The organism is Arthrobacter sp. BPSS-3 (genome assembly GCF_044628475.1).
Lineage (GTDB): Bacteria > Actinomycetota > Actinomycetes > Actinomycetales > Micrococcaceae > Arthrobacter.
The window spans coordinates 25,563-52,185 of sequence record NZ_JBIMMV010000009.1; the positions used below are offsets into that span (position 1 = coordinate 25,563).

23 protein-coding genes and 1 pseudogene are annotated in these 26,623 nt (G+C 63.9%); 10 read left to right on the forward strand and 14 right to left on the reverse strand.

The genetic code is table 11. The features are described 5' to 3' along the window. Positions 1-3 precede the first annotated feature (3 nt). From ACFVY3_RS14045 to ACFVY3_RS14055, 3 genes and pseudogenes are all read left to right on the forward strand, one after another. Positions 4-1,230, forward strand: coding sequence for an amidohydrolase (locus ACFVY3_RS14045; RefSeq protein WP_400160174.1), 1,227 nt, complete (start codon positions 4-6; stop codon positions 1,228-1,230). Next, positions 1,227-2,588 carry a DUF3100 domain-containing protein gene (locus ACFVY3_RS14050; RefSeq protein WP_400160175.1) on the forward strand — a complete coding sequence of 454 codons (1,362 nt, stop codon included), beginning with the start codon at positions 1,227-1,229 and terminating at the stop codon, positions 2,586-2,588. Before ACFVY3_RS14045 ends, ACFVY3_RS14050 begins: the two co-directional genes overlap by 4 nt. Positions 2,589-2,805: 217 nt before the next feature. After that, positions 2,806-3,036, forward strand: a pseudogene (locus tag ACFVY3_RS14055) (phage tail protein); the annotation flags it as partial. Positions 3,037-3,046: 10 nt separating this feature from the next. Here ACFVY3_RS14055 and ACFVY3_RS14060 read toward each other — a convergent pair. From ACFVY3_RS14060 to ACFVY3_RS14080, 5 genes are all read right to left on the reverse strand, one after another. Next, positions 3,047-3,766: a haloacid dehalogenase type II gene (locus ACFVY3_RS14060; protein WP_400160176.1), complete on the reverse strand. Its 720-nt coding sequence runs from the start codon at positions 3,764-3,766 to the stop codon at positions 3,047-3,049. A gap of 191 nt (positions 3,767-3,957) precedes the next feature. Continuing rightward, on the reverse strand, positions 3,958-5,073 hold the full coding sequence (locus ACFVY3_RS14065; protein ID WP_400160177.1) for an ABC transporter substrate-binding protein: 1,116 nt from the start codon (positions 5,071-5,073) through the stop codon (positions 3,958-3,960). 37 nt (positions 5,074-5,110) lie between these two features. Continuing rightward, a complete protein-coding gene (locus ACFVY3_RS14070; protein ID WP_400160178.1) occupies positions 5,111-6,886 on the reverse strand; it encodes an ABC transporter permease in 1,776 nt (591 codons plus the stop codon). Next, a complete protein-coding gene (locus tag ACFVY3_RS14075) occupies positions 6,883-7,980 on the reverse strand; it encodes an ABC transporter ATP-binding protein (protein WP_400160179.1) in 1,098 nt (365 codons plus the stop codon). The genes ACFVY3_RS14070 and ACFVY3_RS14075 overlap by 4 nt, the downstream gene beginning before the upstream one ends. A 38-nt stretch (positions 7,981-8,018) precedes the next feature. After that, entirely contained in the window at positions 8,019-9,164 is a 1,146-nt protein-coding gene (locus ACFVY3_RS14080) for a PrpF domain-containing protein (protein WP_400160180.1), read from the reverse strand. Between the two features lie 312 nt (positions 9,165-9,476). Here ACFVY3_RS14080 and ACFVY3_RS14085 point away from each other — a divergent pair, with 312 nt between their 5' ends. The 3 genes from ACFVY3_RS14085 (at position 9,477) to tcuA (ending at position 12,320) form a co-directional block, all read left to right on the forward strand. After that, complete coding sequence (locus tag ACFVY3_RS14085) at positions 9,477-10,136, forward strand: GntR family transcriptional regulator (protein WP_400160181.1); 660 nt, start codon at positions 9,477-9,479, stop codon at positions 10,134-10,136. 75 nt (positions 10,137-10,211) lie between these two features. After that, a complete protein-coding gene (locus tag ACFVY3_RS14090; protein WP_290256301.1) occupies positions 10,212-10,634 on the forward strand; it encodes a universal stress protein in 423 nt (140 codons plus the stop codon). A gap of 216 nt (positions 10,635-10,850) precedes the next feature. Further along, positions 10,851-12,320 carry an FAD-dependent tricarballylate dehydrogenase TcuA gene (tcuA, locus tag ACFVY3_RS14095; RefSeq protein ID WP_400160182.1) on the forward strand — a complete coding sequence of 490 codons (1,470 nt, stop codon included), beginning with the start codon at positions 10,851-10,853 and terminating at the stop codon, positions 12,318-12,320. 32 nt (positions 12,321-12,352) lie between these two features. Here tcuA and ACFVY3_RS14100 read toward each other — a convergent pair whose 3' ends face one another. Beyond that, positions 12,353-13,084 carry an alpha/beta fold hydrolase gene (locus tag ACFVY3_RS14100; RefSeq protein WP_400160183.1) on the reverse strand — a complete coding sequence of 244 codons (732 nt, stop codon included), beginning with the start codon at positions 13,082-13,084 and terminating at the stop codon, positions 12,353-12,355. 140 nt (positions 13,085-13,224) lie between these two features. On the opposite strand from ACFVY3_RS14100, the gene ACFVY3_RS14105 reads away from it, so the two are divergent. Both ACFVY3_RS14105 and ACFVY3_RS14110 read left to right on the forward strand, forming a co-directional pair. Next, on the forward strand, positions 13,225-13,866 hold the full coding sequence (locus tag ACFVY3_RS14105) for a GntR family transcriptional regulator (RefSeq protein ID WP_400160184.1): 642 nt from the start codon (positions 13,225-13,227) through the stop codon (positions 13,864-13,866). 196 nt (positions 13,867-14,062) lie between these two features. After that, positions 14,063-14,410 carry a hypothetical protein gene (locus ACFVY3_RS14110; RefSeq protein ID WP_400160185.1) on the forward strand — a complete coding sequence of 116 codons (348 nt, stop codon included), beginning with the start codon at positions 14,063-14,065 and terminating at the stop codon, positions 14,408-14,410. 122 nt (positions 14,411-14,532) lie between these two features. Here the strand turns inward: ACFVY3_RS14110 and ACFVY3_RS14115 are convergent, their stop codons facing one another. Together ACFVY3_RS14115 and ACFVY3_RS14120 are read right to left on the reverse strand one after the other, a co-directional pair. Then, positions 14,533-15,240, reverse strand: coding sequence for a hypothetical protein (locus ACFVY3_RS14115; protein ID WP_400160186.1), 708 nt, complete (start codon positions 15,238-15,240; stop codon positions 14,533-14,535). Between the two features lie 1,077 nt (positions 15,241-16,317). Beyond that, positions 16,318-16,452 carry a hypothetical protein gene (locus ACFVY3_RS14120; RefSeq protein WP_400160187.1) on the reverse strand — a complete coding sequence of 45 codons (135 nt, stop codon included), beginning with the start codon at positions 16,450-16,452 and terminating at the stop codon, positions 16,318-16,320. Between the two features lie 235 nt (positions 16,453-16,687). On the opposite strand from ACFVY3_RS14120, the gene ACFVY3_RS14125 reads away from it, so the two are divergent. Next, on the forward strand, positions 16,688-17,383 hold the full coding sequence (locus tag ACFVY3_RS14125; RefSeq protein ID WP_400160188.1) for a TIGR02391 family protein: 696 nt from the start codon (positions 16,688-16,690) through the stop codon (positions 17,381-17,383). Positions 17,384-17,662: 279 nt separating this feature from the next. Here ACFVY3_RS14125 and ACFVY3_RS14130 read toward each other — a convergent pair whose 3' ends face one another. Continuing rightward, complete coding sequence (locus tag ACFVY3_RS14130; protein WP_400160305.1) at positions 17,663-17,758, reverse strand: hypothetical protein; 96 nt, start codon at positions 17,756-17,758, stop codon at positions 17,663-17,665. Positions 17,759-18,488: 730 nt separating this feature from the next. Between ACFVY3_RS14130 and ACFVY3_RS14135 the strand changes: the two genes are divergently transcribed. Beyond that, positions 18,489-19,385 (forward strand): GNAT family N-acetyltransferase, encoded by an 897-nt coding sequence (locus tag ACFVY3_RS14135; RefSeq protein WP_400160189.1) that lies wholly within the window; start codon positions 18,489-18,491, stop codon positions 19,383-19,385. Positions 19,386-19,471: 86 nt separating this feature from the next. Here ACFVY3_RS14135 and ACFVY3_RS14140 read toward each other — a convergent pair whose 3' ends face one another. The 5 genes from ACFVY3_RS14140 to ACFVY3_RS14160 form a co-directional block, all read right to left on the reverse strand. Continuing rightward, a complete protein-coding gene (locus tag ACFVY3_RS14140) occupies positions 19,472-21,271 on the reverse strand; it encodes a DUF2326 domain-containing protein (RefSeq protein ID WP_400160190.1) in 1,800 nt (599 codons plus the stop codon). Next, the gene (locus ACFVY3_RS14145; RefSeq protein WP_400160191.1) at positions 21,268-21,519 is read right to left on the reverse strand and encodes an ABC-three component system middle component 8; all 252 of its coding nucleotides are present in this window, start codon (positions 21,517-21,519) and stop codon (positions 21,268-21,270) included. Before ACFVY3_RS14145 ends, ACFVY3_RS14140 begins: the two co-directional genes overlap by 4 nt. Next, a complete protein-coding gene (locus ACFVY3_RS14150; protein WP_400160192.1) occupies positions 21,491-22,459 on the reverse strand; it encodes an ABC-three component system protein in 969 nt (322 codons plus the stop codon). Before ACFVY3_RS14150 ends, ACFVY3_RS14145 begins: the two co-directional genes overlap by 29 nt. A gap of 212 nt (positions 22,460-22,671) precedes the next feature. Continuing rightward, positions 22,672-24,774, reverse strand: a complete 2,103-nt coding sequence (locus ACFVY3_RS14155) for an ABC transporter ATP-binding protein (protein ID WP_400160193.1) — start codon at positions 24,772-24,774, stop codon at positions 22,672-22,674. Next, on the reverse strand, positions 24,771-26,507 hold the full coding sequence (locus tag ACFVY3_RS14160; protein ID WP_400160194.1) for an ABC transporter ATP-binding protein: 1,737 nt from the start codon (positions 26,505-26,507) through the stop codon (positions 24,771-24,773). Before ACFVY3_RS14160 ends, ACFVY3_RS14155 begins: the two co-directional genes overlap by 4 nt. Between the last annotated feature and the right edge of the window lie 116 nt (positions 26,508-26,623).

Sequence of the window (26,623 nt, forward strand, 5' to 3'; positions counted from 1 at the left end):
CCCATGGACACCACACAGACAACCACGGCGGCGGACGGGCTCCGGCAGTCCCTGGCGGATGGCGTTGACCGTTGGAAGCCCCGCGTGAAAGCACTGGCCCGGGACATCCACGGGTTCAAGGAGATTTCCTTCGAGGAGGCCCGGTCCGCGGAGGCGATCACCGCGCTGCTGGCCGAGGGCGGCTTCGACGTAGAACGCGGCACGGCCGGACTGCCCACCGCCTTCACCGCGAGCGCGGGCACCGGCGATCTGACCGTGGCCCTCTGCGTCGAATACGACGCGCTGCCGGGGATCGGCCACGCCTGCGGACATAACCTGATTGCCGGAGCGTCGGTGGCAGCGGCCCTGGCGCTGCAACCGTTCGTGGATGAACTGGGCCTCACACTCAAGGCCATCGGCACCCCCGCGGAGGAGCACGGCGGCGGCAAGTCGCTGATGCTGGAGCGGGGAGCGTTCGACGGCGTCGGGCTGGCCCTGATGGTCCACCCGGTGCAGGACGGCTTGACCTACAACCCGGCCGGGACCAGCGCCCAGGCCGTGGGCCGGTACAAAGCCACCTTCACCGGCAAGGCCGCGCACGCTGCCGCGGCGCCGCACCTGGGCGTGAACGCGGCCGACGCCGCAGTGCTCAGCCAGGTGGCGATCGGCCTCCTGCGCCAGCAGATTCCTTCCGACCACCGGGTGGCCTGTTATGTGGCCGAGGCCGGGCACGTCACCAACATCATCCCGGAGAAGGCGGTAGTGGAGTTCGAATGCCGGGCGTTCACCCTGCCCGAGTTTGAGGCACTGTTGGTGCGGGTGCGACGCTGTTTCGAAGGGGCGGCCCTCGCCACCGGCACCAGCCTGGAGTTTGAGGACACCGAGCCACTCTACGAGCCCCTGATCCAGGACCACGACCTCGCCGCCCACTGGACCGCCGCCATGGATTCCCTCGGCAAGGACACCTCCCCCGCGCCCGGCCTGAGCGGCGGCTCCACCGACATGGGCAACATCTCCCAGGTCATCCCCTCGCTGCATCCCTGGCTGAGCATCCCCGGCGCGGACGTTCCTATTCATTCGCACGCGTTCGCCGCCCTGGCTGACACGCCCCCGGCGTACCAGGTGATGTCCGAGGCCGGCCTGGCGTTGGCCTGGACCGTCGCCGCGGCAGCCTCGAACCCCACTCTCCGTCAACGTTTCACTCACGCGGCATACCGCCGTCGCACTCTCTCCCAGGAAGGCGCATCATGACCACTCTCACCACAGCCCGGACCGAGAAAGCCGGCACCAAGCTGACCATTCCCATTGCCGCGTTGGCGTTCGTGATTGCACTCGCCGTGCAGTTCATCGGCCAGGCCAAGATCGATCTGGGCATCGGCGCGATCGTCATCTTCCCGATGGTGTGGGGCCTGATCCTTGGCCTGCTGGTGTCCATTCAGAAGTTCAAGCCGCTAGGGATTGACCTTCAGCGCGTCGCCGCCGCCCTGGTGGGAGTCGCCGTCCTGCTCCTGGTGGCCCGGCTCGCCTTCAATATCGGCCCCAGCCTGCCCACCCTGCTCAAGGCCGGTCCGGCCCTGCTGCTGCAGGAGGTGGGCCACCTGTTGGGCACCATCGTGCTTGCGCTGCCTTTGGCCGTGCTGCTGCGGATGGGCAAAGCGACTGTGGGTGCCACGTTCTCTTTGGACCGCGAACCGTCCTTCGCGATGGTGTCCGAGAAGTACGGCCCGGACTCGGACCAGTACCGCGGCGTGCTGGCCATGTACGTCTTCGGCACCCTGTTCGGCGCCGTCTTCATCACATTGTTGACCTCCCTCGTTGCCAACTGGAAGATCTTCGATCCGCTGGCCCTCGCCATGGGCGCCGGCGTGGGCTCCGGCTCCATGATGGCCGCATCTGCCGCGAGCATCACCGCCGCGTACCCGGCGGACCAGGAAGCCATCCTGGGTATGGCCGCGGTGTCCAACCTGATCACCACCGTGCTGGGTGTCTACGTCGGCATTTACCTCGCTCTGCCGTTGGCGGACAAGTTCTACAAGTTCCTGACCCGCAAGCAGGAGAGCCGTGAGTTGGTCACGGCTCACGGAAGCCGCAGCGCCGCCGACGTTGAGCGGCAGGCAGCGCAGGAGGAGGAGAACCGCCAGTTCCGCGAGCGGGTGGCCGAGTCTTCAGCCGAGATGAAGCTGCCGCTGTGGCTGTCCCTGTCGGTGCTGACGGTGCTCGGCATCGGCACGGCAGCCGTCGCCGCGAAGGGCCTGAGCCTGTCCATCGTGGTGGGATATGCCATCATGCTGGCACTCGTTCTCGTGAGTATCGGTCTGGCTAAAGTAACCAAGAAGATCTCAGCGATCGTTTTCATCACCACCATCGGCGCCTACATCTCCAGTCCGTGGTTCTTCGGCGCCGGAGCCCTGAACGCCGCGGTCAAGACCGTCGATTTCCTTTCCATCGCCACCGTGATGCTGACCCTGGCCGGCCTGTCGCTCGGCAAGGACATCCCGCTGCTGAAGAACATCGGCTGGAAGATCATCCCCGTGGGGCTGGTGGCCATCACCGCCTCATTCCTGCTCTCCACGGTGATCGCCGAGTTCGCGCTGGGGTTCTGGCACTAAGGTAGGTTGCCGGCCGCCGTGGCGGCGGCCCGAACTAGGCGGACGACGGCGGGCGGGAGCCCGGCGTCGTCCGCTCCGGTTGGGTCCGCCAGTGGTTCATCGCGCACGACTTCACGGACCACTACTTCACCCTGTTCGCGGACGCCCCGAGACGCACGCCGAGCTTGGCGGATCGCCCTGTGAGACCCGAGGAACTGCCGGCGGGCGGTAACACAGGTCGTTCGAGGTGGACGGGCTTCGGATGGACTACGTCTTCTACGAGTCGGGCCTGTCCATCAACGTCATGTACAGCATCGAGGACGGCGGCAAGCGGGCCGTCGGCTTCAAGCTCTCGGACGGCATGGAGGTTCCGGAGGAACTGGCGGACAAGTTCAAGTTCGCCCGGCAGAAGTCCAAGCTGGCCGGCACCATCCGCGGCTCGTACTTCGTGATCAAGGGCGAGTACTAACGGGCGCTAATTAGCCTCGGGCCCCGAGCGTCCCGGCGAGGTCCTCGATCGATTCCACGACGACGTCGTAGTCGCCGTCGGACGCCTGGTCCGCGTGCCCGCCTGGCCCGTATTCGTCTGGCCGGGAGACGAAGGCCGTCCCCAGGCCCAGTGCCGCGGCGGCGTCCAAGTCATATCGGTGCGAGGCCACCATGAGTGTCTCTGCCGGCTCTACGCCCAACAGGTCGGCCGCGCCCAGGTAGGTTGACTCGTGCGGTTTGAAGGCGCGGAACTGCTGCGCGGAAAAGACCGCGTCCCAGTCGAAGCCGCAGGTTCGTGAGGTTGAGATGACGGCGGAGAGGTCGGCGTTGGACAGGGCCGCTACGTGGTGCGACCGCCGTAACCGCCGCAGTCCTGCAGCCGCGTCCGGCCAGGGACGCAACTGCTCCCACCCGTCCGTGAGGAGAGCGATCTCGTCGTCCGTCACCCCATCCTCGAGACCACGCCGTCGAACGATGTCCGCCAGCCCGTCGGCATAGATGGACCGGACCGACCGCCACTCCCTCGCCTCGGAGAGCTCCGCCACCATGGTCCGGTAGACCGCCCGCCACTCGTCCACCACCGACGGCCAGTCGAGCGCCGCGGCCCTGCTGCCCAGGACGGACCGGCCGTGGTCCAGCAGAGTGGTCCGGAAATCCGTGAGGGTCCCTTGGACATCGAACAGGACTGCCTTGTAGTGCTCGCGGGGCATCTATGCTCCTTCACGGACGGGTGGCGTTGGCCGGGGCTCAGATGTGCCGAGCCTAGCGGATAGCAAAAGCGCATAAAGAAACCGCAACGGGGCGGCGCACGTTGCGAATAGGCGATGGTCCCGGTGACCATCATTCGCCGCCCCACTGCGGTTCGTTGCCCGGGCCGGTGAAGGCCCGGGCAGCTTGCGGGTTACTTGCTGTAGCCGAAGACCTTGTTCCACTTGGCCAGGTCGTCCTTGCCGAAGCTGATCGCATCGGTGTTGGCCATACGGTAGACCTTGCCGGAGTCGGCGGCCGGCAGCTTGATACCCATGATGGTGGGCGGCTCAACGTCGGTGCGGGCCGGGTATTCGCCCAACTGTGCGAAAACCTTCTGGCCCTGCTTGGACAGGTTGTAGTTCATGAACACCTTGGCCGCCTCAACGTTCGTGGCGGACCCGGCCATGCCCAGGTAGTAGTCGTACGCCACCAGGCCCTCGTCCGGGACGATGAACTTCACCGGAGCCTTGTCCTGCACGGCGGAGATGTTGGTGCCGCTGATGGTCACGGTTCCCACCGCCACCTCGCCGCGGGCCAGCGCGGTGGCCTCGGCGCCCAGGGAGTCGTAGATGGTGGGCTTCTGCGCGGCGTACTTGGCGAAGTAGTCATTGCCCAGCTTCGATTCCATGAAGCGGTTCAGGGAGGCGGTGCTGCCGCCGGAGCCGCCCTGGACGATGCCCAGCTTGCCCTGCCACTTGCCGCTGACGGCGTCGTTCCAGGACTTCGGGGCGTCCGCATCCTTCACCAGCTGGGTGTTGTAGCCCAGCGTGTAGACGGAGTTGAACATGCGGGTGAACTGCCCGCCGTCCACCGAGACGTCCTTGAACTGCGAAGCGCCCGGCACGTCGTAGGCCTTCCAGACCTTCGCGTCCTCCAGGGTCTTGGCGATCCGGTAGTCGGAGGTGCGGATGACGTCGGCGCCCAACTTGCCGGCGCCCTGTTCGGACTGGACGCGCTCGGCCAGCTTGTTCGGGGTCAGGCGGACCACGTTGACCTTAATACCGGTGTCCTTGGTGAAGGCGGCCACCAGGGCGCTCTCGGAGGATTCGGTGTAGCCGGAGTAGAGGCTCAGGGTCTGGGTCTTGGCCTTGTCGTAGGTGGCCTTGTCCGCGATGTTCTCGCCGTTGATCACCAGCCCGTCGTCGGTCTTGACCTCTGCCGTGGCGGTGACCACGCTGTTGCTCGCGGCGGCGCCGCCGCAGGCAGCCATGCTCAGGGAGAGGACGACGCCGAGGCCGAGCAGGGGGATTTTGGACGCTAACTTCATTGTTTAGACCCTTTCAAATGGTGTGGTGCGGGAAGCGTTACTTGGTCTCGAGCTTGCGGTCGGCGCCCACCTTCTGGGCGATCACCGCCAGCACCGCGATCACGACGATGTACAGGACGCTGACGGCCGCGGCCGACTGGCTCTGGCCGTTGTCGAAGTTGTCGAAGACCAGGATCGAGAGGATCCGGGTGTTCGAGGTGAACAGGAAGATCGAGGCGCTCAGTTCACGCATCGAGAGCATCAGGAACAGCAGGAAGGAGGACGTGATGCCCACCCGCATCAGCGGCAGGGTCACGTTCACGATCGCCTTGGAGCGGCGGGCGCCGAGCATGACGGCGCTGTCCTCCAGGTCCTGGTCCATCTGCAGCATCGACGCCGAGATGCCCCGGTAGCCCTGCGGCAGGAACACGGCCACGCAGGCGATCGCCAGGATCAGCAGGGTGCCGTAGACCGGGACCGGCAGCAACAGCCAGGTCCACAGCAGGCCGATGCCCATGACGATCGCGGGCACCGCCAGTGGCGTCATGGCGATCAGTTCAATCAGCTGGCCGCCGCGGGTCTTGGTCCGGTAGCGGACGTAGGAGGCGATGAAGCTGAGCGTGGTGCCGGCGATCGCGGCCAGCAGCGCCACCATCACGCTGTTGCGCAGCGCCAGCTGGAAGTCGTGCGAGGCCAGGACGTCGGCCAGCTTGGCGAAGCTCATGGCCCCGGTCTCGAAGAGCTGGGAGATGGAGGCGACGAACGGGGTGGCCTGCATGGAGGCGGCCAGCAGCGCGAGCATCGGCAGGACGACGGCGACGGCGAAGTACGCCAGGGCGATGATGGTGAACGGCCAGCGCAGCTTCCTCAGCGGCACCTGGCGGGGACGGTTGCCCTTGCCGGTGACGGTGGTGAACTTGCGCTTGTTGATGATGCGCTGCTGGATCACGGTGATGACCAGCAGGGCCGCGGTCAGGACGATCGCGATGCTGGCGGCCTGGTTGCTCTTGGCCGGCGTCGCGCTCATCAGGCGGTAGATGTACGTGGGCAGCGTGTCGATGCCGGCGGGGTTGCCGATCACCTGCGCCACCGGGAAGTTCTCCATGGTCAGGGCGAAGACCAGGATCGCCGAGCCCAGCACGGCCGGCAGGGCCAGTGGCAGGGTGACGGTGCGGAGCATGGTCTTCAGGGTGGCGCCGTGGACGGTGGCGGCCTCTTCGAGGTCGGCGTTCATCATCGACAGCGAGCTGTGCATCAGCAGGAACGCGTACGGGGCGTAGAAGATCCCGAGGACGAAGATCAGGCCCGGCAGGCTGTAGATGTTGATGACGAAGTCGATGCCGAGGTCGCGGAGCAGGATGTTCAGGTAGCCGGCGCTCGGGGAGGACAGCAGCGACCAGGCCAGCGCACCCACCAGGGCGGGGATGAACATGGGGGCCATGCCGATAAAGAAGATGAACTTGCGCATCGGCGCGTCGGTGCGGGCGCAGACGAAGGCCAGGAACGCGCCGATCACCAAGGCGACGACGGCGGATCCGGCACCCACCATGAGCGAGTTCCCCAGCGCGCCCAGGGCCTCCGGGCTGGCCAGGAGCATCAGATTGTCCAGGGTCAGCCCGCCCAGGGAGATGTTGCCGGGCCGGGGCACGGCGTCGGAGAATGCCGCGAGCAGCACCAGGGCCAGCGGCAGGAGCACCAGGACGGCCAGGATCGCGATGATGATCATGGCGGGGGTGCCCTTGCGCAGGTTCCCGAGGGCTTTGGTGCCGCGGGAGGACGCGGGGACGGGGGAAGCCGCGACGGCGGGATCCGCCAGCGGGGTCTTGAGGCTCATACCAGCACCTCCGCCGGGAGGATCTGGACCTGCGCGGGATCGATGCTGACCCAGACGGAGTCGCCCACCTCGTGCTGTTCGCCGCGCTTGATGGTTCCGAGCGCGTCCAGTTCCAGGCCGCCGTCGAGCTCCACGGCGTAGCGGACGTCGTTGCCCTGGAAGCCGGCCACCCGGACCTTGCCCTTCCAGGCGTTGGCGGCCGCGGTGGGCTGGGCGGACAGCTGCAGGTCCTCGGCGCGCATGCAGACCTTCATCTGCTGCGGGGCCGTGGTGGCGCGCTGCGCGGAGTGGATGGTGAGCCCGTGGTCGGTCACCTTGGCGGTGGCGGAGCCGTCCGGGGCGGCCACCGACTCGCAGTCCATGACGTTGGAGACGCCCAGGAAGTGCGCGATCGAGGCGCTGGCCGGGGTCTCGTACATCTCGCGCGGGCCGCCAATCTGGACGATCTTGCCGCCCTGCAGCAGCGCAATCCGGTCCGCCAGGGCGAACGCCTCGTGCTGGTCGTGGGTGACGTAGACGCAGGTCAGGCCCAGGCGGAGCTGGATTTCGCGGAGCTCCACGCGGAGCCGGTCACGGAGCCGGGCGTCAAGGTTGGAGAGCGGCTCGTCGAGCATCAGGACGCTGGGGCGCATCACCAGGCTGCGGGCCAGGGCCACGCGCTGCATCTGCCCGCCGCTGAGGAGGCTGGCGCCGCGGTCCGCGAACTTCTCCAGGCCCACCAGGGTCAGGACCTCCATCACCCGGTCCCGGGTTTCGGACTTGGAGAGCTTCTGCAACTTCAGGGAGTAGGCCACGTTCTGGAAGACGGTCATGTGCGGCCAGACGGCGTAGGACTGGAAGACCATGCCCACGTTGCGCTTGTTCGGCGGCAGGTTGATGCCCTTTTCCGAGTCGAACACCACGACGTCGTCGATGATGATGCGGCCGGAGCTGGGCTCTTCAAGCCCGGCGAGGCAGCGCATGGTGCTGGTCTTGCCGCAGCCGGACTGGCCCAGCAGGACCAGGGCCTCGCCGTCGCCGATCTCGAGGTTGAGGTTTTCGATGGCGACGAAGTCACCGTATTTGAGCTGCAGATTCTGGATGCTGATTTTCATGACACGTCCTTGTGAATGGTGGTTTGCCTGCCGCCCGGTCAGTCGCCGGGGACGAGCACGGTTCCTTCGCTGATGACCCGGGCCGACCGCTGGAAGGCGACCTTGCTGGGAACGGGCGCGTCCAGGGCTGTCCTGGTGGCGCCGTTGAGGAGGTGGATCGCCAGGGTGTCCCCTCCGTCGTTGTCTGTGTTGCCGGCATTGCCGGAGTTACCGGAGGTGCCGACGGCGGCGTTGGCGACGATGGAGCCGGCGCGTCCGGAGGCGGCGGCGATCGCGACGGCACTGGTGAGTCCGATCGCCGGGTGCAGGGCACCCATCGAGATCATCCGCGCGGAGACGCCGGTCTCCCCCGCCGGCGGCGGGCCCACGATGCCCACCTTCGGGATGGACGTCAGGTGGCTGGGGATGCCCATGACCTTGGCGGCGGCGGCCCGCAGCTCCGGCGCCAGGGCCACCAGTTCCTCCAGCTCCTCCGCGTCCTCCCGTCCGGTGAAGCCGAAGTCCCGCGGATCGAAGATCGCCGCCGGGGCGCCGGCATCGATCAGCGTGGCGTGGAAGGTGCGGCCCTGGACGGTGACCTCGTCGACGGCGTGGCCGGTGGGCATTTCCGTCTCGAAGCTGGTCCAGCTGCTGCTCTCGAAGATGATGTCCACGGGGACGCCCGGGTAGTACTGGCCCGGGATCTGCCGTGAGCCGTAGGTGGGGACCTCGCCGCCGGGGGTTGGGACCTCGCAGACCAGGCTCAGCCCGGTGACCGTGTTGACGATGGTGACGCGGGAGACGCCGTCGGCCGGCGGAACCAGCCGGGCGTGGAGCGCGTACAGGCCCAGGCCGGTGGCGCAGTTGCCGCAGTTGCTGTCCCATTCCACGGAGGGCTTGTCGATCGCCACCTGCGCGAAGCGGTAGTTCACCACGCCGTCCGCCGAGCCGAGGTCGTCCACGATGATCGCCTTGCTGGTGGTGGAGGACGCGCCGCCGACGCCGTCGATCTGGCGGAGGTCCGGGGAGCCGAAGGTACGGATCAGCAGGCGTTCAATGTCGGCGGTGTCCGCCGGCAGGTCGCTCTGGCGGAAAATCCAGCACTTGCTCGTCCCGCCGCGGACCAGGGCGGCCGGGACCTGAATGACTGACGTTCGCGGGGAGTCCGATTCCCCCAGTTGGACCGTGCCGGTGGGGCTGGTCATGGTGTCTCCTCAATGGTGCCTGCGTACCGTCGTTGGTACCGGTCGATCTTTGAAGCACTTTCGGTACAGTTTTAAGAAACTGTCCTCGCTTTCGGTCGAATGTATACCGTTTGCAGGAAGCGAGCAACAAAAATGTGTGTTGGCACACACCCGTTACCGAAATGTGACGAGCGTCTTGACGCCGTCTGAGATTGCTGTTCACGAAAAGAGCCAGCTGTATACCGTGTGTTAAAATGGCCTTCGACTGTATGGTGAGTTGCATCAGGCCCGCCTGATGTTCACACCGTTGCTGCCACGAGGAAGAGACCAGCGATGAGCAATCCGGCCCTGATGAGCCCGTACCTGATGATCCGCAACGCGATCATTGCCCAGGAGCTCCCGCCCAAGGCCCAGCTGGTGGAGACCGCCTTGGCCAAGAAGTACAACGTCTCCCGCACCCCCATCCGCGAGGCCCTGCGCCGGCTGGAAACCGAGGGCCTGGTGGAGCGGATCGGCTCGCGCATGCAGGTCCGGGAGTACCGGCCCGAGGAGATGCTGGACCTCTACGAGGTGCGCTCCTTCCTGGAGGAGGCCGCCGCTAAGACCGCCGCCCTGCGCCACACGGACATGGACCTCATGCTGATCGAACGAGCGCACCAGAGCATGGTGGACCTCAAGTTCGAGGAGGCCACCGCGGCGCAGCTGGCCGCCGTGAACCGCACCTTCCACGAGCGCATCTGGGCCGCGAGCCACAGCGCGGCATTGCTGGATCTGCTGGACCGCATCCTGGTGCACTTCATCCGCTACCCCGGGACCACACTGTCCACTCCGGCCCGCTGGAGCCAGGTGCTGAAGGAACACGAGGAACTCGTCGCCGCCATCCGGGACCGGGACGCCGAACGCGCCGGCAAGATCGCCAGCGCCCACCTGGAAGTGGCCAAGAACATCCGCATCGAGATGTACATCGACGCCCAGGAGATCCCTGCGCCGTGAGACCCACGCACGTCACCCGGTGCCCGTGGGGCTCCGGGAGCACAGCCATGAGGAACTAACGAAGGAGATCGACCAGTGTCAGGCATTGTCATCGTCGGCGTCGACGGATCAGAAACAGCCATGAAGGCAGCACGTACCGCGGCGGACCTGGCCCAGGCCATGGGCGCCACCCTCAACGTGGTCACCGCGTACGCCAGCGACAAGACCGAGGTGGTGGAGATCGCGGGCGAGGACTGGACCGTCTCCGACTCGGAGCAGGCCCACAAGGTGGCCCAGCGCGTAGCCGCCCTCCTCGGCGCCTCCGGCGTCAGCACCACCTACACCGCGGCGCGGGGCAAGCCGCACGAGGTGCTCATCAGCGAGGCCGAGCGCCTCGAGGCGAAGGTGATCGTGGTGGGCAACCGGCGCATGCAGGGCCTGGGCCGCGTCCTGGGCAGCGTGGCCAACACGGTGGCGCACAACGCCCCGTGCGACGTCTACATCGCCAAAACGAACTAGAGCAACGCCAACTAGAACCAACAAAGCGAGCCCCTCGCGGGCGCAGCGCGTCATGCAGGGAGCCCGGCCGGGCTGGAGAAATCCAGACCACGGCCGGGCTCCCTGCTGCATTCCGCGCTTCTAATGCCACTCCCCCGCAACACTTTGGACCACCTCTTGTCGGATTGCATTCTGTTGTATACATTCGTATTCATCATCGACTGAGGAGCTTGGACAATGGTGGAGAACATAGACGTTCTGGTGGTGGGCGGCGGCAACGCCGGGTTTACGGCGGCGCTGGCGGCGGCAGAAAACGGCCGCTCGGTGCTGCTGCTGGAGAAGGCGGACAAGGACCGCGCCGGCGGCAACAGCTACTACACGGCCGGCGCCACCCGCATCCCGCACGGCGGGCTGGAAGACCTGGCCGACGTCGTCGAACCCGACGAGCGGCACGCCGTCACTGAGGTGCCGCCCTACACGCAGGAGGACTACCTCGCGGACCTGGCGAAGGTCTCCGGCGGCCGGAACGATCCGGAGCTGTCCCGGGTGCTGGTGGAGGAGAGCCAAGGGACGCTGCGCTGGCTGCAGCGGCAGGGGTTGAAGTACCGGCTCATGTATGAGCGGCAGGCGTACAGCCAGCCGGACGGGTCGTACCTGTTCTGGGGCGGCCTGCACATCGGCAACGTGGGCGGCGGCAAGGGCCTCATGGCCGACCACGCCGCGGCGGCCGGACGCGCCGGCGTCAGCGTCCGCTACGGCCACGCCGTCACGGAGCTGATCGTCGAGGACGGGCGCGTGGCCGGCGTGCGGTTCCACGACGCCGACGGCGGTTCCACCGGCGAGGTGCGGGCCGAGTCCGTGATCCTGGCCTCGGGCGGCTTCGAGGCGAATCCGGAGATGCGGCAGCGCTACCTGGGCGAGGGCTGGCAGAACGCGAAGGTCCGCGGCACCCCGGGCAACACCGGCGAGATGATCCGCGCCGCCCAGGACGCGGGCGCGGCACAGGGCGGGGACTGGTCCACCTGCCACAGCGTCGCCTGGGACTCAGGGTTCGCGGAGAACGAGAGCAACTATGAGCTGACAAACCAGCTCACCCGCGGCGGCTACCCGCTGGGGATCGTGGTGAACCGTGACGGTGCGCGGTTTGTGGACGAGGGCGCGGACTTCCGCAACTACACCTACGCCCGCTACGGCAAGGACATCCTGCAGCAGCCCGGCGCTGTGGCCTACCAGCTCTTCGACGCCACCACCCGGCCCATGCTCCGCGCCGAGGAGTACCAGATGCCCGGCGTCTCGGTAATCGAGGCCGACGACCTGGCCACCCTGGCCGAACGGGCGGGCATCGACCCGGCGGGGCTGGAACGCACCGTGGCCGAGTTCAACGCCGGCATCGACACCGGCCGCGCGTTCGACCCGAACGTCAAAGACGGCCGGGCGGCCGCCGTGGTGCCACCCAAGAGCAACTGGGCGCTGGCGCTGGAGACGGCCCCCTTCTACGCCTTCCCCGTCACCTGCGGCGTGACATTCACATTCGGCGGCCTGAAGACGGACACCTACGGCCGCGTGCTGGACCACGACGGCGCGCCCATCCCGGGCCTGCTGGCCTGCGGCGAGGCGCTCGGAGGGCTCTTCAGCGGCAACTACCCGGGCGGCAGCGGGCTGGCAGCCGGGGCGGTGTTCGGCCGGCGGGCCGGGTCCATCGCCTAAGTCCTATCCGGCTCCTGCCTCCGTGCGCTTCGCTACCCGGCGACGACGGCGTGGAGGGCGGCTGCGGTGCCCGCGGGGTCAGTCAGCATGGCGCAGTGGTCCCCGTTCATGGTGACCAGCCGGGTGGCAGCCGGCAGGTTGGACAGGGACATCCGCATCCGCCGCTCGGTGTTCTGCCGGTCCTCCTCGGGCCAGATGTAGGTCACGGGGACGCCGTCCAGGGAGCCGGCGGCCAAGGTCCACGGTTCGAGGAGCGGTCCGACGGGCTGCGGGGTGAGGCGGAAGCGGATGGCTTCGATCCTCGGGTCTCCCGGGTCCAACGAGGAGAGCCAACGGGCAGCCACCACCTCGGCGGGGACCACGTAGCTGCCGTCCCCGCGCTCGGCGGCCTCCCGTTCGTAGGTCTCGCGGATGGCGGGGTCCAGGGTGTCCGCCCAGGACTGGCCCGGTTTGCGGGCCTGGGCGCTGAAGTAGACCAGGTGCCGGACCTTCTCCGGGCGCTGCAGGGCCGCGGCGGCGATCGGGTACCCAGCCATGCTGTGCCCGGCGAGGACCACGGGTTCCGGCGCGGCGTCCAGACGTTCGACGACGGCGGCCACGTAATCCGCCACAGTCACCGAGCCGCGCGGGGTGGCGTTCTTTCCGTGGCCGGGGAGGTCGAAGGCGGCGGCCTCCGTACCGAGCGCGGCGAGTTCGGCGATGGTGTCTTCCCAGCACCAGGCGCCGAGCATGCTTCCGTGGACCAGCAGGATCTCGGCGGGCATGGACGCTCCTTCTTCGTTGCCGGGCGCGGCCGTCCGGGCTCCGGCGCCGCAATTGAATGCAAATGTATACTGCCAGCTGGGTGATGGGAACCCGGATAAGTTGCCTTAGACGCCGGTCCGGGCCCCGGTGAGGAGCGTGCATGGTGTTGGAGAAGTCGGTCTACAGCCGCCTGCGGGAGGACATCCTGAGTTCGGCGATCACGCCGGAGGAGACCCTCACCGAGGTCAAGCTCACGGAGAGGTACGGCGCCTCCCGCACGCCGGTCCGCGAGGCGCTGCAGCGGCTGGAGCAGGACGGCTTGCTGGAGCGCCGCGGCAAGATCCTGGCGGTCCGGACGCACACGGCCGAGGAGATCGTGGACATCTACGAGTCGCGGATCGTGCTTGAGGAGGCGGCAGCGGCAAAGGCTGCGCGGAAGCGGACGGACCTGGACGTCCGGCTACTTCGGGCCAAGTACCAGGTCATGCGGTCGCTGGATCCGGCGGACGGGCCGGCGCTGGCCGAGGCGAACCGGGAGTTCCACGGCCTGATCTGGACCGCAGCCCACAGTCTGTCACTGGTGCGACTGCTGACCGGCCTGGACCAACAAGTCCGCCGCTACACCCTGACTACGCTCACCCACCCGGGCCGCTGGAACGCGGTACTGGCCGACTACGAAGCCCTGGTTGCCGCCATCGAGGCCAGCGACGCGACCACAGCGGGCGACATCGCCGCCCGCCACATGACCGAGGCTCTGGAAATCCGCCTGCAAATGTACGCCGAGGACCCGCAGCGGTTGTAGGGATTTCCAAGCCGTGGCTCTACAAGCGCGAACGCTCCGCCTAACTGCTCAGTGAATCGCTGGGCTGGGGCTTCGTCCCGCCCACCGTGATCCGCGAGGACGCTCCCCTGAGCGTCGGCTCGCTGCAGTGGTTTGTCGAGCGCGAATTCCGGCAGCACTACTTCAACCTGTTCGAGGATGCCCGGAGACCCACGCCGTGCTGGCCCGGCTCACCCTGTTCGACTTCGTCGCCAATAACACCGACCGCAAGAGCGGCCACGTGCTCCGCGGCGACGACGGCCGCATCTGGGGCATCGACCACGGGCTCTGCTTCTCGGCCGTGTTCAAGCTCCGCACGGTGATCTGGGACTTCGCCGGCGAACCCATCCCCGAGGATCTGCTGGCGGACATCGCCCCGATCGCCGAGGCGGTCCCCGCAGAGCTGGCGGAACTGCTCGACGACGACGAGGTCGCCGCCCTGCAGCGGCGAGTGCAGCGGATGCTGGTCGCCGGTTCCCTGCCGGTCGACCGGACGGGGACGCGTTATCCCTGGCCGCTCGTGTAGGTGGTTATCTGTCAGCGTGCTCGCGCGTATGCCGCCCGCACCGAAAAGCGGGGGCGGCGGTCAGAGACCTGAGAAGCCCGGCCGCGAAATCGACTGTCGCACATGCGCGCGACTCCCGATCATCAACGGCGAGCCATCTGCTCAACAATAGTTGCTTTGACGGTAGAAAGAGCTTCGCGGTCAAAGCCGGATGGAATGATTCCGAACCGATGAAGCTGATGGGGCTTATCACCTTCGGTACGACCATCCGGGTGGCGATCGCTCTCAGTCACTTCGATAAGGCCGAACCATTCCAGGGTTTTTCGTGCGCGTGCATAAACGTCCGGTCCAATCCCGTAATGGAGTACTCTGTCCTCGCCAGAAATAGCCACGCCCCCGCCGGCCAGGCTCCTGGCGCCGCAAGCGATCATAAGCAGAAGGTTGATCTCCGAGTCTTCAAGGACATGGAGCCAAGACATGGTAATGAAGCCCGACGGCAACGTGATGGTAGCGTCCCTAGGCCTTGGAACTTTATAGACGCTGGGTTCCATAACGGAACCGCCAGCTTCGTCGAGGAGAGTGTAATTTTCGAAATCAGTGCTACCTCCCGGCTTTGAACCGAGATCGACCAAACCGGCGCTGCTGAGCGTTAGCATGCTGCTGCGAATAGACCTGGCACGTTTGTCACGCGCATGGAGGAAGTGGTTTTTTTCTTTGGTTTTGACCGCATTCGTTGCGACAACGTCGGTCAGGCCGAGAAGGTCTGTATTCTTCTCGGCGTCCCCAATGATGGGCAGGGAATCAGCTGTCGCGCCAGCCGTCTTGCTCATCTGGGCGATAGCAATGGTCATGAGGTAGAGCCTGAGTGTTGCCCCCTGGCTAGATGAGATCCAGGTCGCAGGCGGCCGGAGATTATGCGGAGGAACCTTTCTGTCGGAATAGTCGCCCGGAGGAGGGGTGGACTTGTAGGAGAAGGCAGGTCTGACCCGAAATCCTCTTGAGGCAAGGGGGCCCTTTCCGCCGAGAAGGTGGGCCGTACTAGCAGCAACGCGAGTCACGGAGTCACCGTAGCCCCCTTCAAGCCGCCCCAACCTAGCGGCGAGAGCCCTGCGCTCCTTGACGTTAGGAGCTCGGGAAAAATCCACTGTAAAAACACTCATGTCCCTTAATTTCCGCGCATAAGTCTGAACGCATAAAGCCGCATGAATATGACTTACGTCATTTCTATTTTCTACGTCTCACAACTTGCGGCTTTAGCCGTCATCTCAGTGTAGTGGAAATGCCCGCGGCCAGTCCATAGAGTCTTGCTTGTTCGATCCACACAGACCCGACATCCTCAAGGTTGGAGTGGTTCCACTTCAACGGCGGGATAGAACAGGAGGTGATTACCTGATGGCTAGCATGCGAAAACCCCGCGTACGCGTTAAAGTGAACGCCGCCATCCACTTGGACTGCACGAAAGTCCTCTATGGGATAGCGGCGATCATCCTTGCATTTGGTCAACTCGCCAACGATTGGGCCTTCTAGCCAATCTGAACCGAGAGGCCTCGCTCTGCCAGGAGCGGGGCCTCTCCATATTTGCTCTGGAGAGTCGCTACCAGCATAACCCGTCACGCCTCTGTGAACTATGCACAGTCCCAGCGCTGCTCCTTTTGATAATGGGAATAGACCTAAGGCTACTCCCCCATACAGGCAAGAATTCAGTCTCCTGCAATCTCCGCAGTGGACGTATGGGCTCCGATTACGGGCGGCAGATTCGTTCTCCTAGTCCGCCTTAGAGTTTCAAACCTCTACGTACCAGCGATCACAGAACGCCGCCACGAGGCGCTGAGCTCCAGGCATGATGCTGAACCTGGCACAGTGGCTGGTGCTGGTTGATGGTGGGGCCGGGTGCCACGGCGTTGGAGCGCAGGCCCCGGACCTGTTCGTCACCGAGGAGTTCTCACCCACTCCGACGTGTGCTTGAACGCGGTGTACGCTGCAACGGCGGCCGAAACCCCGGAGGCCGGCCCAGAGGCGACGTTGACCGCGGAGCCGGAACCGGCTCTAAGTATCAGCGGCACAACGGCGCGGGTCGAGCGGATGATGGCCCCGACGTTGATTCTGAAGACCCGCTCCTACTTGACGTCGTCCACATCGTGGATTGTGGCGAAGTGGGCTTTGAATCCGCGTGGCAGGACATCGCAAGATTCCCGTCGACAGCGATGTCCACCCTCGAAACGCCATTCAAGACGTGCCGCGACTCCCTTTTGGATCGGTTAGTCCGCTTTCACTTAAGCTAATCCTATGTATCGCCCGTTGGTCGCATTCGACGACATCCGAAACCTCCCGCTACCCCATCTCGCATTGAAGCTATTAGAAAGGCTGGGAAAGGGAGACGTCAGCGCCAACAGCACTTTCAGAAATCTTGATGAGGCGATTAGGGTCAACCCCCAAGTGGACCATAAATTCTTATTGAACCGGCTCAGTGACGCCTGGGCGTGGCTGGAGAGCCACGGCCTCATCGGCCCGGGTACGGCGGCGGCCTCAAAATGGCAGCGGGTAACGGCCCCGGGGCAGGAGCTGGCAGACGACCCGAACTCAATCTCAAAAGTATGGGCCGCTGAAAGGTTGGCCGGTCCTCTGAACCCTCTGCTGTCGTCGGCTCAGACCAACTTTTCCCTTGGGGACTTCGAAACTGCTTGCTTCGCTGCGCTCAAGACCGTAGAGGTGGAGGTCAGACGTGCAGCCGGGCTCCCCGACGAGTTGGTCGGTGTAAAACTGATGCGAAGGGCGTTTCACGCAGCTGATGGACCCTTGACGGATGCTGATGCTGAAGGTGGAGAGAGGGAAGCAACCGCCAGCCTCTTTGCCGGTGCCATAGGCGCCTACAAGAACCCGGCAAGCCATCGCACAGTCCAGTTCGATGATCCCGTAGAAGCGGCTGAGATCATTCAACTTGCAGATCTTTTACTGAGGATTGTTCACAGAGCTGAAAGACGGCTTATTTCCTAACTCACGTTACTCGGGTTCGGTGCCGACGTTGGCCAAGGCCCCGCATTTGTAAAAACGAGCACAACTGCGGTCCTGCGTTCAGCGCCGTGCGCTAATTGGTGCGGTGAAGAGAGCCCCATCCTAAAAGCCGAACACCTGTCAGCGACGGTCGAAGACCGAGCCGATTTGTGGGTTGAAAAGCGAGCCACGTTGACGTTCGCTATTCGGCCTAATTTTCCGGTCGTGTCGGGTAACGAATCCGTGCGGCGCGTTTGAGACGGTAGCTCGAGGCCAACAAGGTCACGACTTCGGTGGGGACGATGCGGTGGAGACGATGACCTGGTCTCCGAACACGACCCCCCATCGTGCGAACGGCAGGTTCGATGTCAGAATCAGCGAGGCGTGCTCGTAGCGCTATGAGACGAGCTGGAAGAATAGGTTCGCTGCACCCCCTTCGAGCGGGATGTAACCGACTTCAATCACGATGATCAGCCCGTAGCGGAGCAGCCGGACTAGTTCCGATGGCGGCCGTTCGCTCTGCCGGCGGCATTAAGCCGGGCGACCCAGTCGATGGCGGTCGCGAACAGGACTCAAGGGCGCGGCTGAGTGGCGCGCAACCCCAGACCGGTCGCGATGCGTTTTTCGCCAGTTCCGGCCGGGCCGAACCGGACGATGTTGGATGTCTCGCTGAGCAAAGCGCTCGGGGCCAGGTGCACGCTCGCGTCGCATTTGGGGCCGGGATGGTGGTCGAAGCTGAAGTCATGGAGTGATCTACGGGCCGGGGAGCCGGCGGCCCGGGCGCGCGCTTAGTAAGCGGACCTGCGGATGACCTCCATCCCCGTGAACTTTGCCGGTGCCCTGCCCGGACTGGGTACGCTCGGCGGGCTCGTTTGGCGTCAGAGGCAACACGTTCACCTTCATAACGTTGTCCCTGGTGAAGGCCTCCACCAGGGCTCCCGTCGAGGGCTCCGGTAGCCGTAGTATAAATTTTTGTGATTCCTCGTGCATGCCACCCATGGGACGCAAAGCTCGTTTGGCAGAAGTCGCAGGTCAATCTAGAGCGATTCATGAACTCACCGACTTCTAACCTAGCTGTCATTCAACTACTGCGTGAAAGAATCACTGTATGGCTTCAACGACTGCAACCAATATCCGTTCTGCGAAGCAGGACGATCACGCTGACGTATGGCGGCTTGTAACAGAAAACATCACTTGGAACCAAGGTGACAGGGCGGCGAATCAGCGGGACTTTTTGCAGGACATAGTCGATTGGAGGAAAAACAAGCGAAGGCACTTCGTCGCAACGACAGAGGATGGTCTAGTTATTGGCTTTGCGAGTGTCAGAGAGTGGCCCAAATCCGTAGGTAAACCGACGAGCGTAGGTATGGCGACAGTAATCGCTGTGGATCCAGAGTTCCAAGCCCAAGGCGTAGGCTCAAACTTGTTGCATGCCTCAGTTCAAGCAGCCAGCAAGGTGGGATTCTCCATGTTGATTGCAGCTGCAACTGAGTCGAGCGGAAAGTTTCTTTCGAAACGGGGATGGCAGATCGGCGCGCCAAATACCGGCATAGGGTGGATAGAACGGGAACGACCTGATTCTGCAGGGGGCCGTATGCCGGATGACATAGTCGGCATCCTAGACAGCGCAGCGCCCATCCGTAGTACCCCCGCTGATGACGGGCAGGGATACAACCGACCCTGCTACATAGTCCTGGACAGCCATGAAGTCACTGACGTGTGGCAGTACGACATCGATCCAGAGAGCGGCGATAACGGCGTGTTTAAGAGCTTTGCCGAACGAGTTGCCGGTGACCACTCGCGCGTCGAGAAGCTACAACTGTCAACAATGCTTTGGGCGTTAGGGGCCATAGCCGAACTAGAGTCCCGACTCGCCGCCCGCCAAGTCGCGCAGCAGTGGTTGCAAGCAAACCCGAGTGGGACGTATGAGGCGCCCAAGCGCCTGAAGTTTCCGTCTAAAACGGCCGCCGAAATCTTCGACTACTACTTCGGCCCGCTGGACTGATGCCTAAGTCCAAGGCGAGCCAAAATCCGACAATATGGCTGTCAAAGCTACGGCCATTTGTCTAGGTTTTGCTCAATGTGAATGGCTCAGAACGAACGCGTCTTGAACAACCTGCCGGAATCACCATCATCGTGCAGCCTGTGCACCACCTCATCCAGACGAATGGTACTGTCACTTGACTCTATGGTATCGGGCAAATCAGAGCTAAGAGTCGTTATTACCGGCTGTAAGCCGAGCTCCGCGTATTCTCGCAGCACCTCGATTAGCCGGCGCTTGGCCCGTGGCTCAAGACTCTCGAATACGCCGTCATGAAAAGAAAATCTTGGAAAATTTTGCGCCTGATACGAACGCAAAACAGCAAGATCAAATGCAATGCATAGCAACTTCTTAAAGGTGAAGCCTCTACTCGCGCTAGTTGCACTCCCCGTTGAGTCAACGATATCGGCAGAAAACTCAAGACTGCCCGTGGAGGTCACCGAAACTGATAGTAGGGCATGCTCGTCGAGAACCGAATGCACGATGCCATCAAAGTATCTCTGGATCTCCTGATACCGACTAGAAGAGTTTCCTGCCTGTGCCCGTACGTCTTGCTCTATCGCCGTCTGCAGCTGATTTTTGCGGTCCTGAATCTGACGTAGATCCTGCCTCAGGTGCACAATCTCGTTAAGGGCATCCCGCTGTCTCTCCAAAGATGAGATGTCGGCACGAAGCAAAATGACCTGCCCCGAAACTTCTTTATACTTCGCGAGCGTGTCCGATCCCTCAAGGAAACTAAATAGCCTACCTCTTTCACTCTGCAATTCGTCCAATTCAGGCCTTAGTTCCTGCAACCTCGACTCAACTTCAGCACGTTCAGCGAGCAAATATTCACGTCGCTCCTCAGAGATTGCACGATTAAAAGCGACCAACTGTTCAAAGTCCCTCTTGATCTGCCCCTCGAAAGCTAACCCCGCTTCAGCGAATAGCCTTGTGGCTTGGTCAGGACTAAACAGAATTGCCTCGTCACCCAGCGACTCGTCGAGGCGCTGCAGGAGTTGCGACAGGCGGTAGGTCTCCTCATTTCGTTTGGCAATATCTTCCTCTACTCGCTCAACTAAATCCTGATTAGCATCCGCATCAGCTCGTGAGAAATCGAAACTATCTAACGTTCGTTCAAGCTCGGAGAGATCTCGCTTTCTAATACCGATGATGCCTTCGAGTTTCACAACGTCAGCGTCATTGGCTGTTCCGCCCTCTCGCTTGTAACGAGCTATTGCTTGATCAAGTTCGGCTGCACGTTCATTCTCTGCATAAAGCTCGACAGTAAGATCGGCGTTCAGACCCAAGAGATGGGCTAAAAAGGGCTTCCACTCCTGATGTTTTCCGCGAAACTTCTTCAAATGGAAAACGTCTCCATAGTCGTCCTGCTCTCGCAGGACGTAGCCCATGATATCGCGGTAATCGTATGGCGAAATGACCGAGAATCCAAAAAGGCCGTCGAGCAGACGCTTGGCGGGGGCAATTCCCAATCCCACGTGGGACCAGTTGCTCAACTCAACCTCTGCCGCGTTCTGCACATCTTCATCCGAAGTGAGAATGGAAACCGGGTTTCGAGATTCAAGCGATCGAGCTATCGTTAGGTAGCTACCATCTCGAAGCTGCAACTCGAGGAAGAATGTGAATCCGGCAAACAGCTCCTGGTGTTTGAAAAGAAAGAACGATGCTGAGCGGCCTTTGAGCAGACAAAAATCGACGAGACGCGCAACTGTGCTTTTGCCCAGATTATGAACCGTTTTTCCCCGATTCTCCGAACGCCTTATTTCAGCAAGTATGGCTGATAGGCCCTGATTGAAGTGGATAGGTTCAAAAACGTCAGGCCTATTTGAGTAGAGTCGTACCAGCTTCATTCTGTTCCCCCTCTAAGCCATTCGAAAGAGTCCGACTTAGGTAGATATTGAACAAGCCCAAGTAGATATAAGAGACTAATGGCCGGCGAGAACAAATATTCCACGTGCAGGCTCGCGCGCTGGCAGTGTTCAAACAACGAATCATATTTCGCAACTCTATGTCGCGATAAATACTTGATCATCGTTGTCGCAAGAGCGATGACAGTATGATCAGGGTTCTCATGCTTGCCGGGAAACAGCACGCGCATCCTCTTCCGTGTCGCCTATATCGCAATTCCAGTACATGTAAAATACGACCGCCCGCGTCAGTCTTCTATTACGACCCAGGAGGGAATCGCGACTGACAAGAATATCAACCAGACGTCCAAATACTGAATCAAACGTGTGATGCTGCTGCTTATGCGCAACAATCTTCAGGTCAAAGTCTTCGGCGCAGTCAACATATATCTGTCGAATGCGGGCGTTCCCTGGTTCAGCCAAGAACTTCTGGATTTGGCGAAGTAGATGTCCGTAGTTCCTCATTAGGCGCGTGGAAGTCTTTTCAGTCATGGCGTTCAATTCGTTCTTCCTGGCAAGCGAAGTGCGATCCTGAGGGCGACTGTCCGCGGAAGCGAACTCGAAGTTAATCCCCTGTGCAATTGCTTCGACCACCTCTGCCAGTTCGCGGCTGGAGACGATAAGAGGCCCGTCAAGGGGATTGATTCCGGCGAGCTGTGCTAGTCGCGGCTCCTCCCGAAATGCTTCATCCAGCGCCTCTACGCCGCAAAGGTGGATGCTTTCGGTGGGAATGCCGATCCCTGACGCCAGCTGCCGCACCAAGGCCTCGTTCGAATTAGCTGTCAAGAAACGATTTGAGTACAGGAGATAGTTGTCCAGCATACCTTCATCGTGAAGTCTCTTGGCTCGCACGATTTCCTTGTTCAAAACTGAGGTTTCCGTATCGCCGCTGAAGTCTGAGTCGCTGAAATAGCCATACGAGTAGGTGTGTTTGGCTTGAATTATCGAGATGCCATCCCACGGACGCGAGTAGCTGGGAAAACCATCTGCGAGGCCCTCGAATCGTGCGTCTCGGCCACCGTCTACACCGGTCGCGAACGCTTGGACACCTTTACCCAACTGCACCTTGGCAGCTTGCACGACCAGTGCCTCAAATTGCGCCTCAGCGAGATCCTCATACGGGTAGCCCATGGGTCAAAATTGTACCGGCGCATCGCTCCGGCGTTGACTCGGCGCGTCCGAGCGCGAACAACCTTAGTAGAAGAGGGTGTTAGTACTTGTCCCGCCTGCCTAATAACCCCGCATCGCCTCCACACGACTCTGGAGATCGCTCAATGAGGCAGCAGGAAATATGTCCTCGACTACTTATTCGGCTGTCGGAATTCGCAGCGAAGTGAACTCCTCTAAACCTCGGCCACCGGTGCCGCGAACTGGGCCTCGTAGAGCCGGGCATACGCCCCGCCGGCCTCCAGCAGCGAGGTGTGCGTGCCCTGCTCCACGATCTGGCCGGCCTCCATCACCAGGATGAGGTCGGCGTCGCGGATGGTGGAGAGCCGGTGGGCAATGACGAACGAGGTCCGGTCGGACCGCAGCGCACTCATGGCTTTCTGCACCAGCACCTCGGTGCGGGTGTCCACCGAGGACGTTGCCTCGTCCAGGATCAGCACCGACGGCCGGGCCAGGAACGCACGGGCGATGGTCAGCAGCTGCTTCTCCCCCGCGGACACGTTAGCGCCTTCGTCGTCGAGCACGGTGTCGTAGCCCTGCGGCAGGGACCGGACGAACCGGTCCACGTACGTCGCCTTGGCCGCCTCGAGGATCTCGGCCTCCGTGGCAGAGGGCCGGCCGTAAGCGATGTTGTCCCGGATGGTCCCGCCGAACAGCCAGGTGTCCTGTAGCACCATGCCCATCCGCGAGCGCAGCTCGTGCCGGGACATCAGCGCCACGTCCACCCCGTCCAGGGTGATCCGGCCGGCGTCGAGCTCGTAGAACCTCATCATCAGGTTCACCAGGGTGGTTTTGCCCGCCCCGGTGGGCCCCACGATCGCCACCGTCTGCCCCGGCTCGGCCACCAGGGACAGGTCAGAGATCAGCGGCTTGTCCGGCGAGTAGGCGAAGGACACGTCCTCGAAAACCAGCCGACCGCGCGTCGCCTCCGGCGTGACCGGCGCGTCCGGGTCGGTCAGCTGCTCCTCCGTGTCCAGCAGCTCGAACACCCGCTCGGCCGACGCCACGCCGGACTGCAGCAGGTTCGCCATCGAGCCCAGCTGGGCCAGCGGCTGGGTGAACTGCCGCGAGTACTGGATGAACGCCTGCACGTCGCCCAGCTGCATCGCCCCGGACGCCACCTGCAGGCCGCCCACCACGGCGATCCCCACATAGACCAGGTTCCCGATGAACGTCATGGCCGGCATGATCAGCCCGGAAATGAACTGCGCTCCGAAGCTCGCCTGGTACAGCTCCGCGTTCTTCTGCCGGAACGTCTCCTCCACCTCGCGCTGCCGACCGAACACCTTCACCAGCGCGTGCCCGGTGTACGTCTCCTCGATCTGCCCGTTCAGCTCGCCGGTGTTCTTCCACTGCGCCACGAACAGCTTCTGCGAGCGCTTGGCGATCAGCGCCGTCGTCACCAGCGTCAACGGAATCGTCACCAGCGCGATGATCGCCAGCGTGGGCGAGAGGATCACCATCATCACCAGCACCCCGGCCACGGTCAGCAGCGAGGTCACCGCCTGGCTGATGGACTGCTGCAGGCTCTGGGAGATGTTGTCCACGTCGTTGGTGACGCGGCTGAGCAGCTCGCCGCGCTGCACGGTGTCGAAGTAGCGCAGCGGCAGCCGGTTGATCTTCGCCTCGATCCGCTCGCGCAGCCGGTACACGGTCCGCTGCACCACGCCGTTGAGGATGTAGGCCTGCATCCACATGAACGCGGACGCCAGCACGTACAGCGCCAGCGCCCACAGCAGCACCGAGGACAGCGCGGTGAAGTCGATCCCGGTGCCCGGCGTCAGGTTCATGGCGCCGAGCATGTCCGCCTTTTGGTTCTCCCCCGCTGCGCGCAGCCGGTCGATCAGCTGGTCCTTGGTCACCCCGGCGGGCAGCTGCTTGGAGACGACGCCGGCGAAGATCAGGTTGGTGCCCTCGCCCAGGAGCCGCGGGCCGATCACGGAGAACGTCACGCTGACGACGGCGAGGAGCAGTACCAGCGTCAGCCAGAGCCGCTCGGGGCGGAGTTCGCCCAGCAGCCGCTTCGCGGACGGGCCGAAGTTCATCGCCTTCTCCGCGGGGACGTTCATCCCAGCGAACGGGCCACCGCGGCCGGGTCCGCCGGCCGGGCGAGGAATGCGGAGCGGGGCGTCCTTGCCGGCGCCGGGACCTCCGGAACCGCCGGGAGTGGAAGCGCCGCCGGGGCGCGGACCGCCCGGGCCGTGCCCGCCAGCGCCGCCGCCGCCGGGCCCGCCTGCCCCGCCGCCCGCCGTCGGGGTCTGCGATTCGACCTTGCTCATACCGCCTCCTCCGCCGCGAGCTGGGAGTTCACAATCTCGTTGTACGTCTCCGAGGTCTCCAGCAGCTCCTCGTGCGTGCCCTGAGCGACGATCCGGCCGTCGTCGAGCACCAGAATCCGGTCCGCGTCCGCGATGCTGGAGACCCGCTGGGCGATGATCACCAGGGTGGCACCGGCCGTGTGCTGCTTGAGGGCCTGCCGCAGCCGGGCGTCCGTGGCGGTGTCCAGCGAGGAGAACGAGTCGTCAAAGATGTACAGCTCGGGCCTTTTCACCAGCGCCCGGGCGATCGCGATCCGCTGCCGCTGCCCGCCGGAGACGTTGGTGCCGCCCTGCGAGATGGGCGCGTCCAGGCCGCCCTCCATCTCGCGGACGAAGTCCTCGGCCTGGGCGATGGCGAGGGCCTGCCAGAGCTCGTCCTCGCTGGCGTCGGGCTTTCCGTAGAGCAGGTTGCTGCGGACCGTGCCGGAGAACAGGTACGGCTTCTGCGGGACCAGGCCGATGTGCCCCCAGAGCAGGTCCGGGTGCAGCTCGCGGACGTCCACGCCGTCGATCCGGACCGAGCCGGAGGTGGCGTCGAAGAGCCGCGGCATCAGGTTCACCAGGGTGGTCTTGCCCGAGCCGGTGGAGCCGATGATCGCCGTCGTCTGCCCCGCGCGGGCGGTGAAGCTGACGTCGGAGAGGACCGGGGCCTCGGCACCCGGGTAGGCGAATCCGACGTCGCGCATCTCCAGCTCGCCGCGGGCGCTGCCGGCAAGGCTGACCGGCCGCGCGGGCGGGCGGACGCTGGATTCGGTGCCCAGCACCTGCCCGATCCGGTCCGCGGAGACGGCGGCGCGCGGGATCATGACCGCCATGAACGTGGCCATCATGACGGACATCAGGATCTGCATGAGGTAGCTCAGGAACGCGATCATGGTGCCCACCTGCATGGACCCGTCCTCGATCCGGTACGCCCCGAACCAGATCACCGCCACGGAGGAGACGTTCAGGACCAGCATCACGGAGGGGAACGCGAGCGCCATCAGCCGGCCGGCGCGCAGCGCGGTCTCGGTGACGTCCGCGTTGGCACGGCCGAAGCGTTCGGTCTCGATGTCCTCGCGGACGAAGGCGCGGACCACCCGGATGCCGGTGAGCTGTTCGCGGAGCACCCGGTTCACGGTGTCGATCCGGGTCTGCATCCGCCGGAACAGTGGCACCATCCGGGTCACGATCAGGCCCACCGCCAGCAGCAGCACCGGGACGCTGACGGCGATCAGCCAGGACAGCTGCACGTCCTGCCGAATGGCCATGATGACGCCGCCGATGCTGAGCATGGGGGCGGTGACCATCAGCGTGGCGGACATCAGCACCAGTTGCTGGACCTGCTGGACGTCGTTGGTGGAGCGGGTGATGAGGCTGGGCGCGCCGAACCGGGTGACTTCCTGTTCGGAGAATTCGGCCACCCGGGTGAAGATCGCCCCGCGCACGTCCCGGCCCAGCGCCATCGCGGCTTTCGCGCCGAAGTAGACGGCGGCGATGGTGCAGGCGATCTGCAGCAGCGTGATCATCAGCATCCAGCCGCCGGTGCGCAGGATGTAGTCCGTGTCCCCGCGCGCCACGCCCTGGTCGATGATGTCCGCGTTCAGGGTGGGCAGGTACAGCGAGGCGATGGAGGCGGCCAGCTGGAAAAAGACGACGGCGAGCAGCAGCGCGCGCTGCGGCCGCAGGTATTGGACGAGCAGTTTCCAGAGCATCCGGTCTCCACTTCTGAAAGCGCCACTCGCAACGTCCCCACGCGCTGCTGGTTCGAACGCCAGTTTACGTCCGGATGCTGGGCGTGAACCGGGTTCCTCTCAGGGCTGATCCGGGG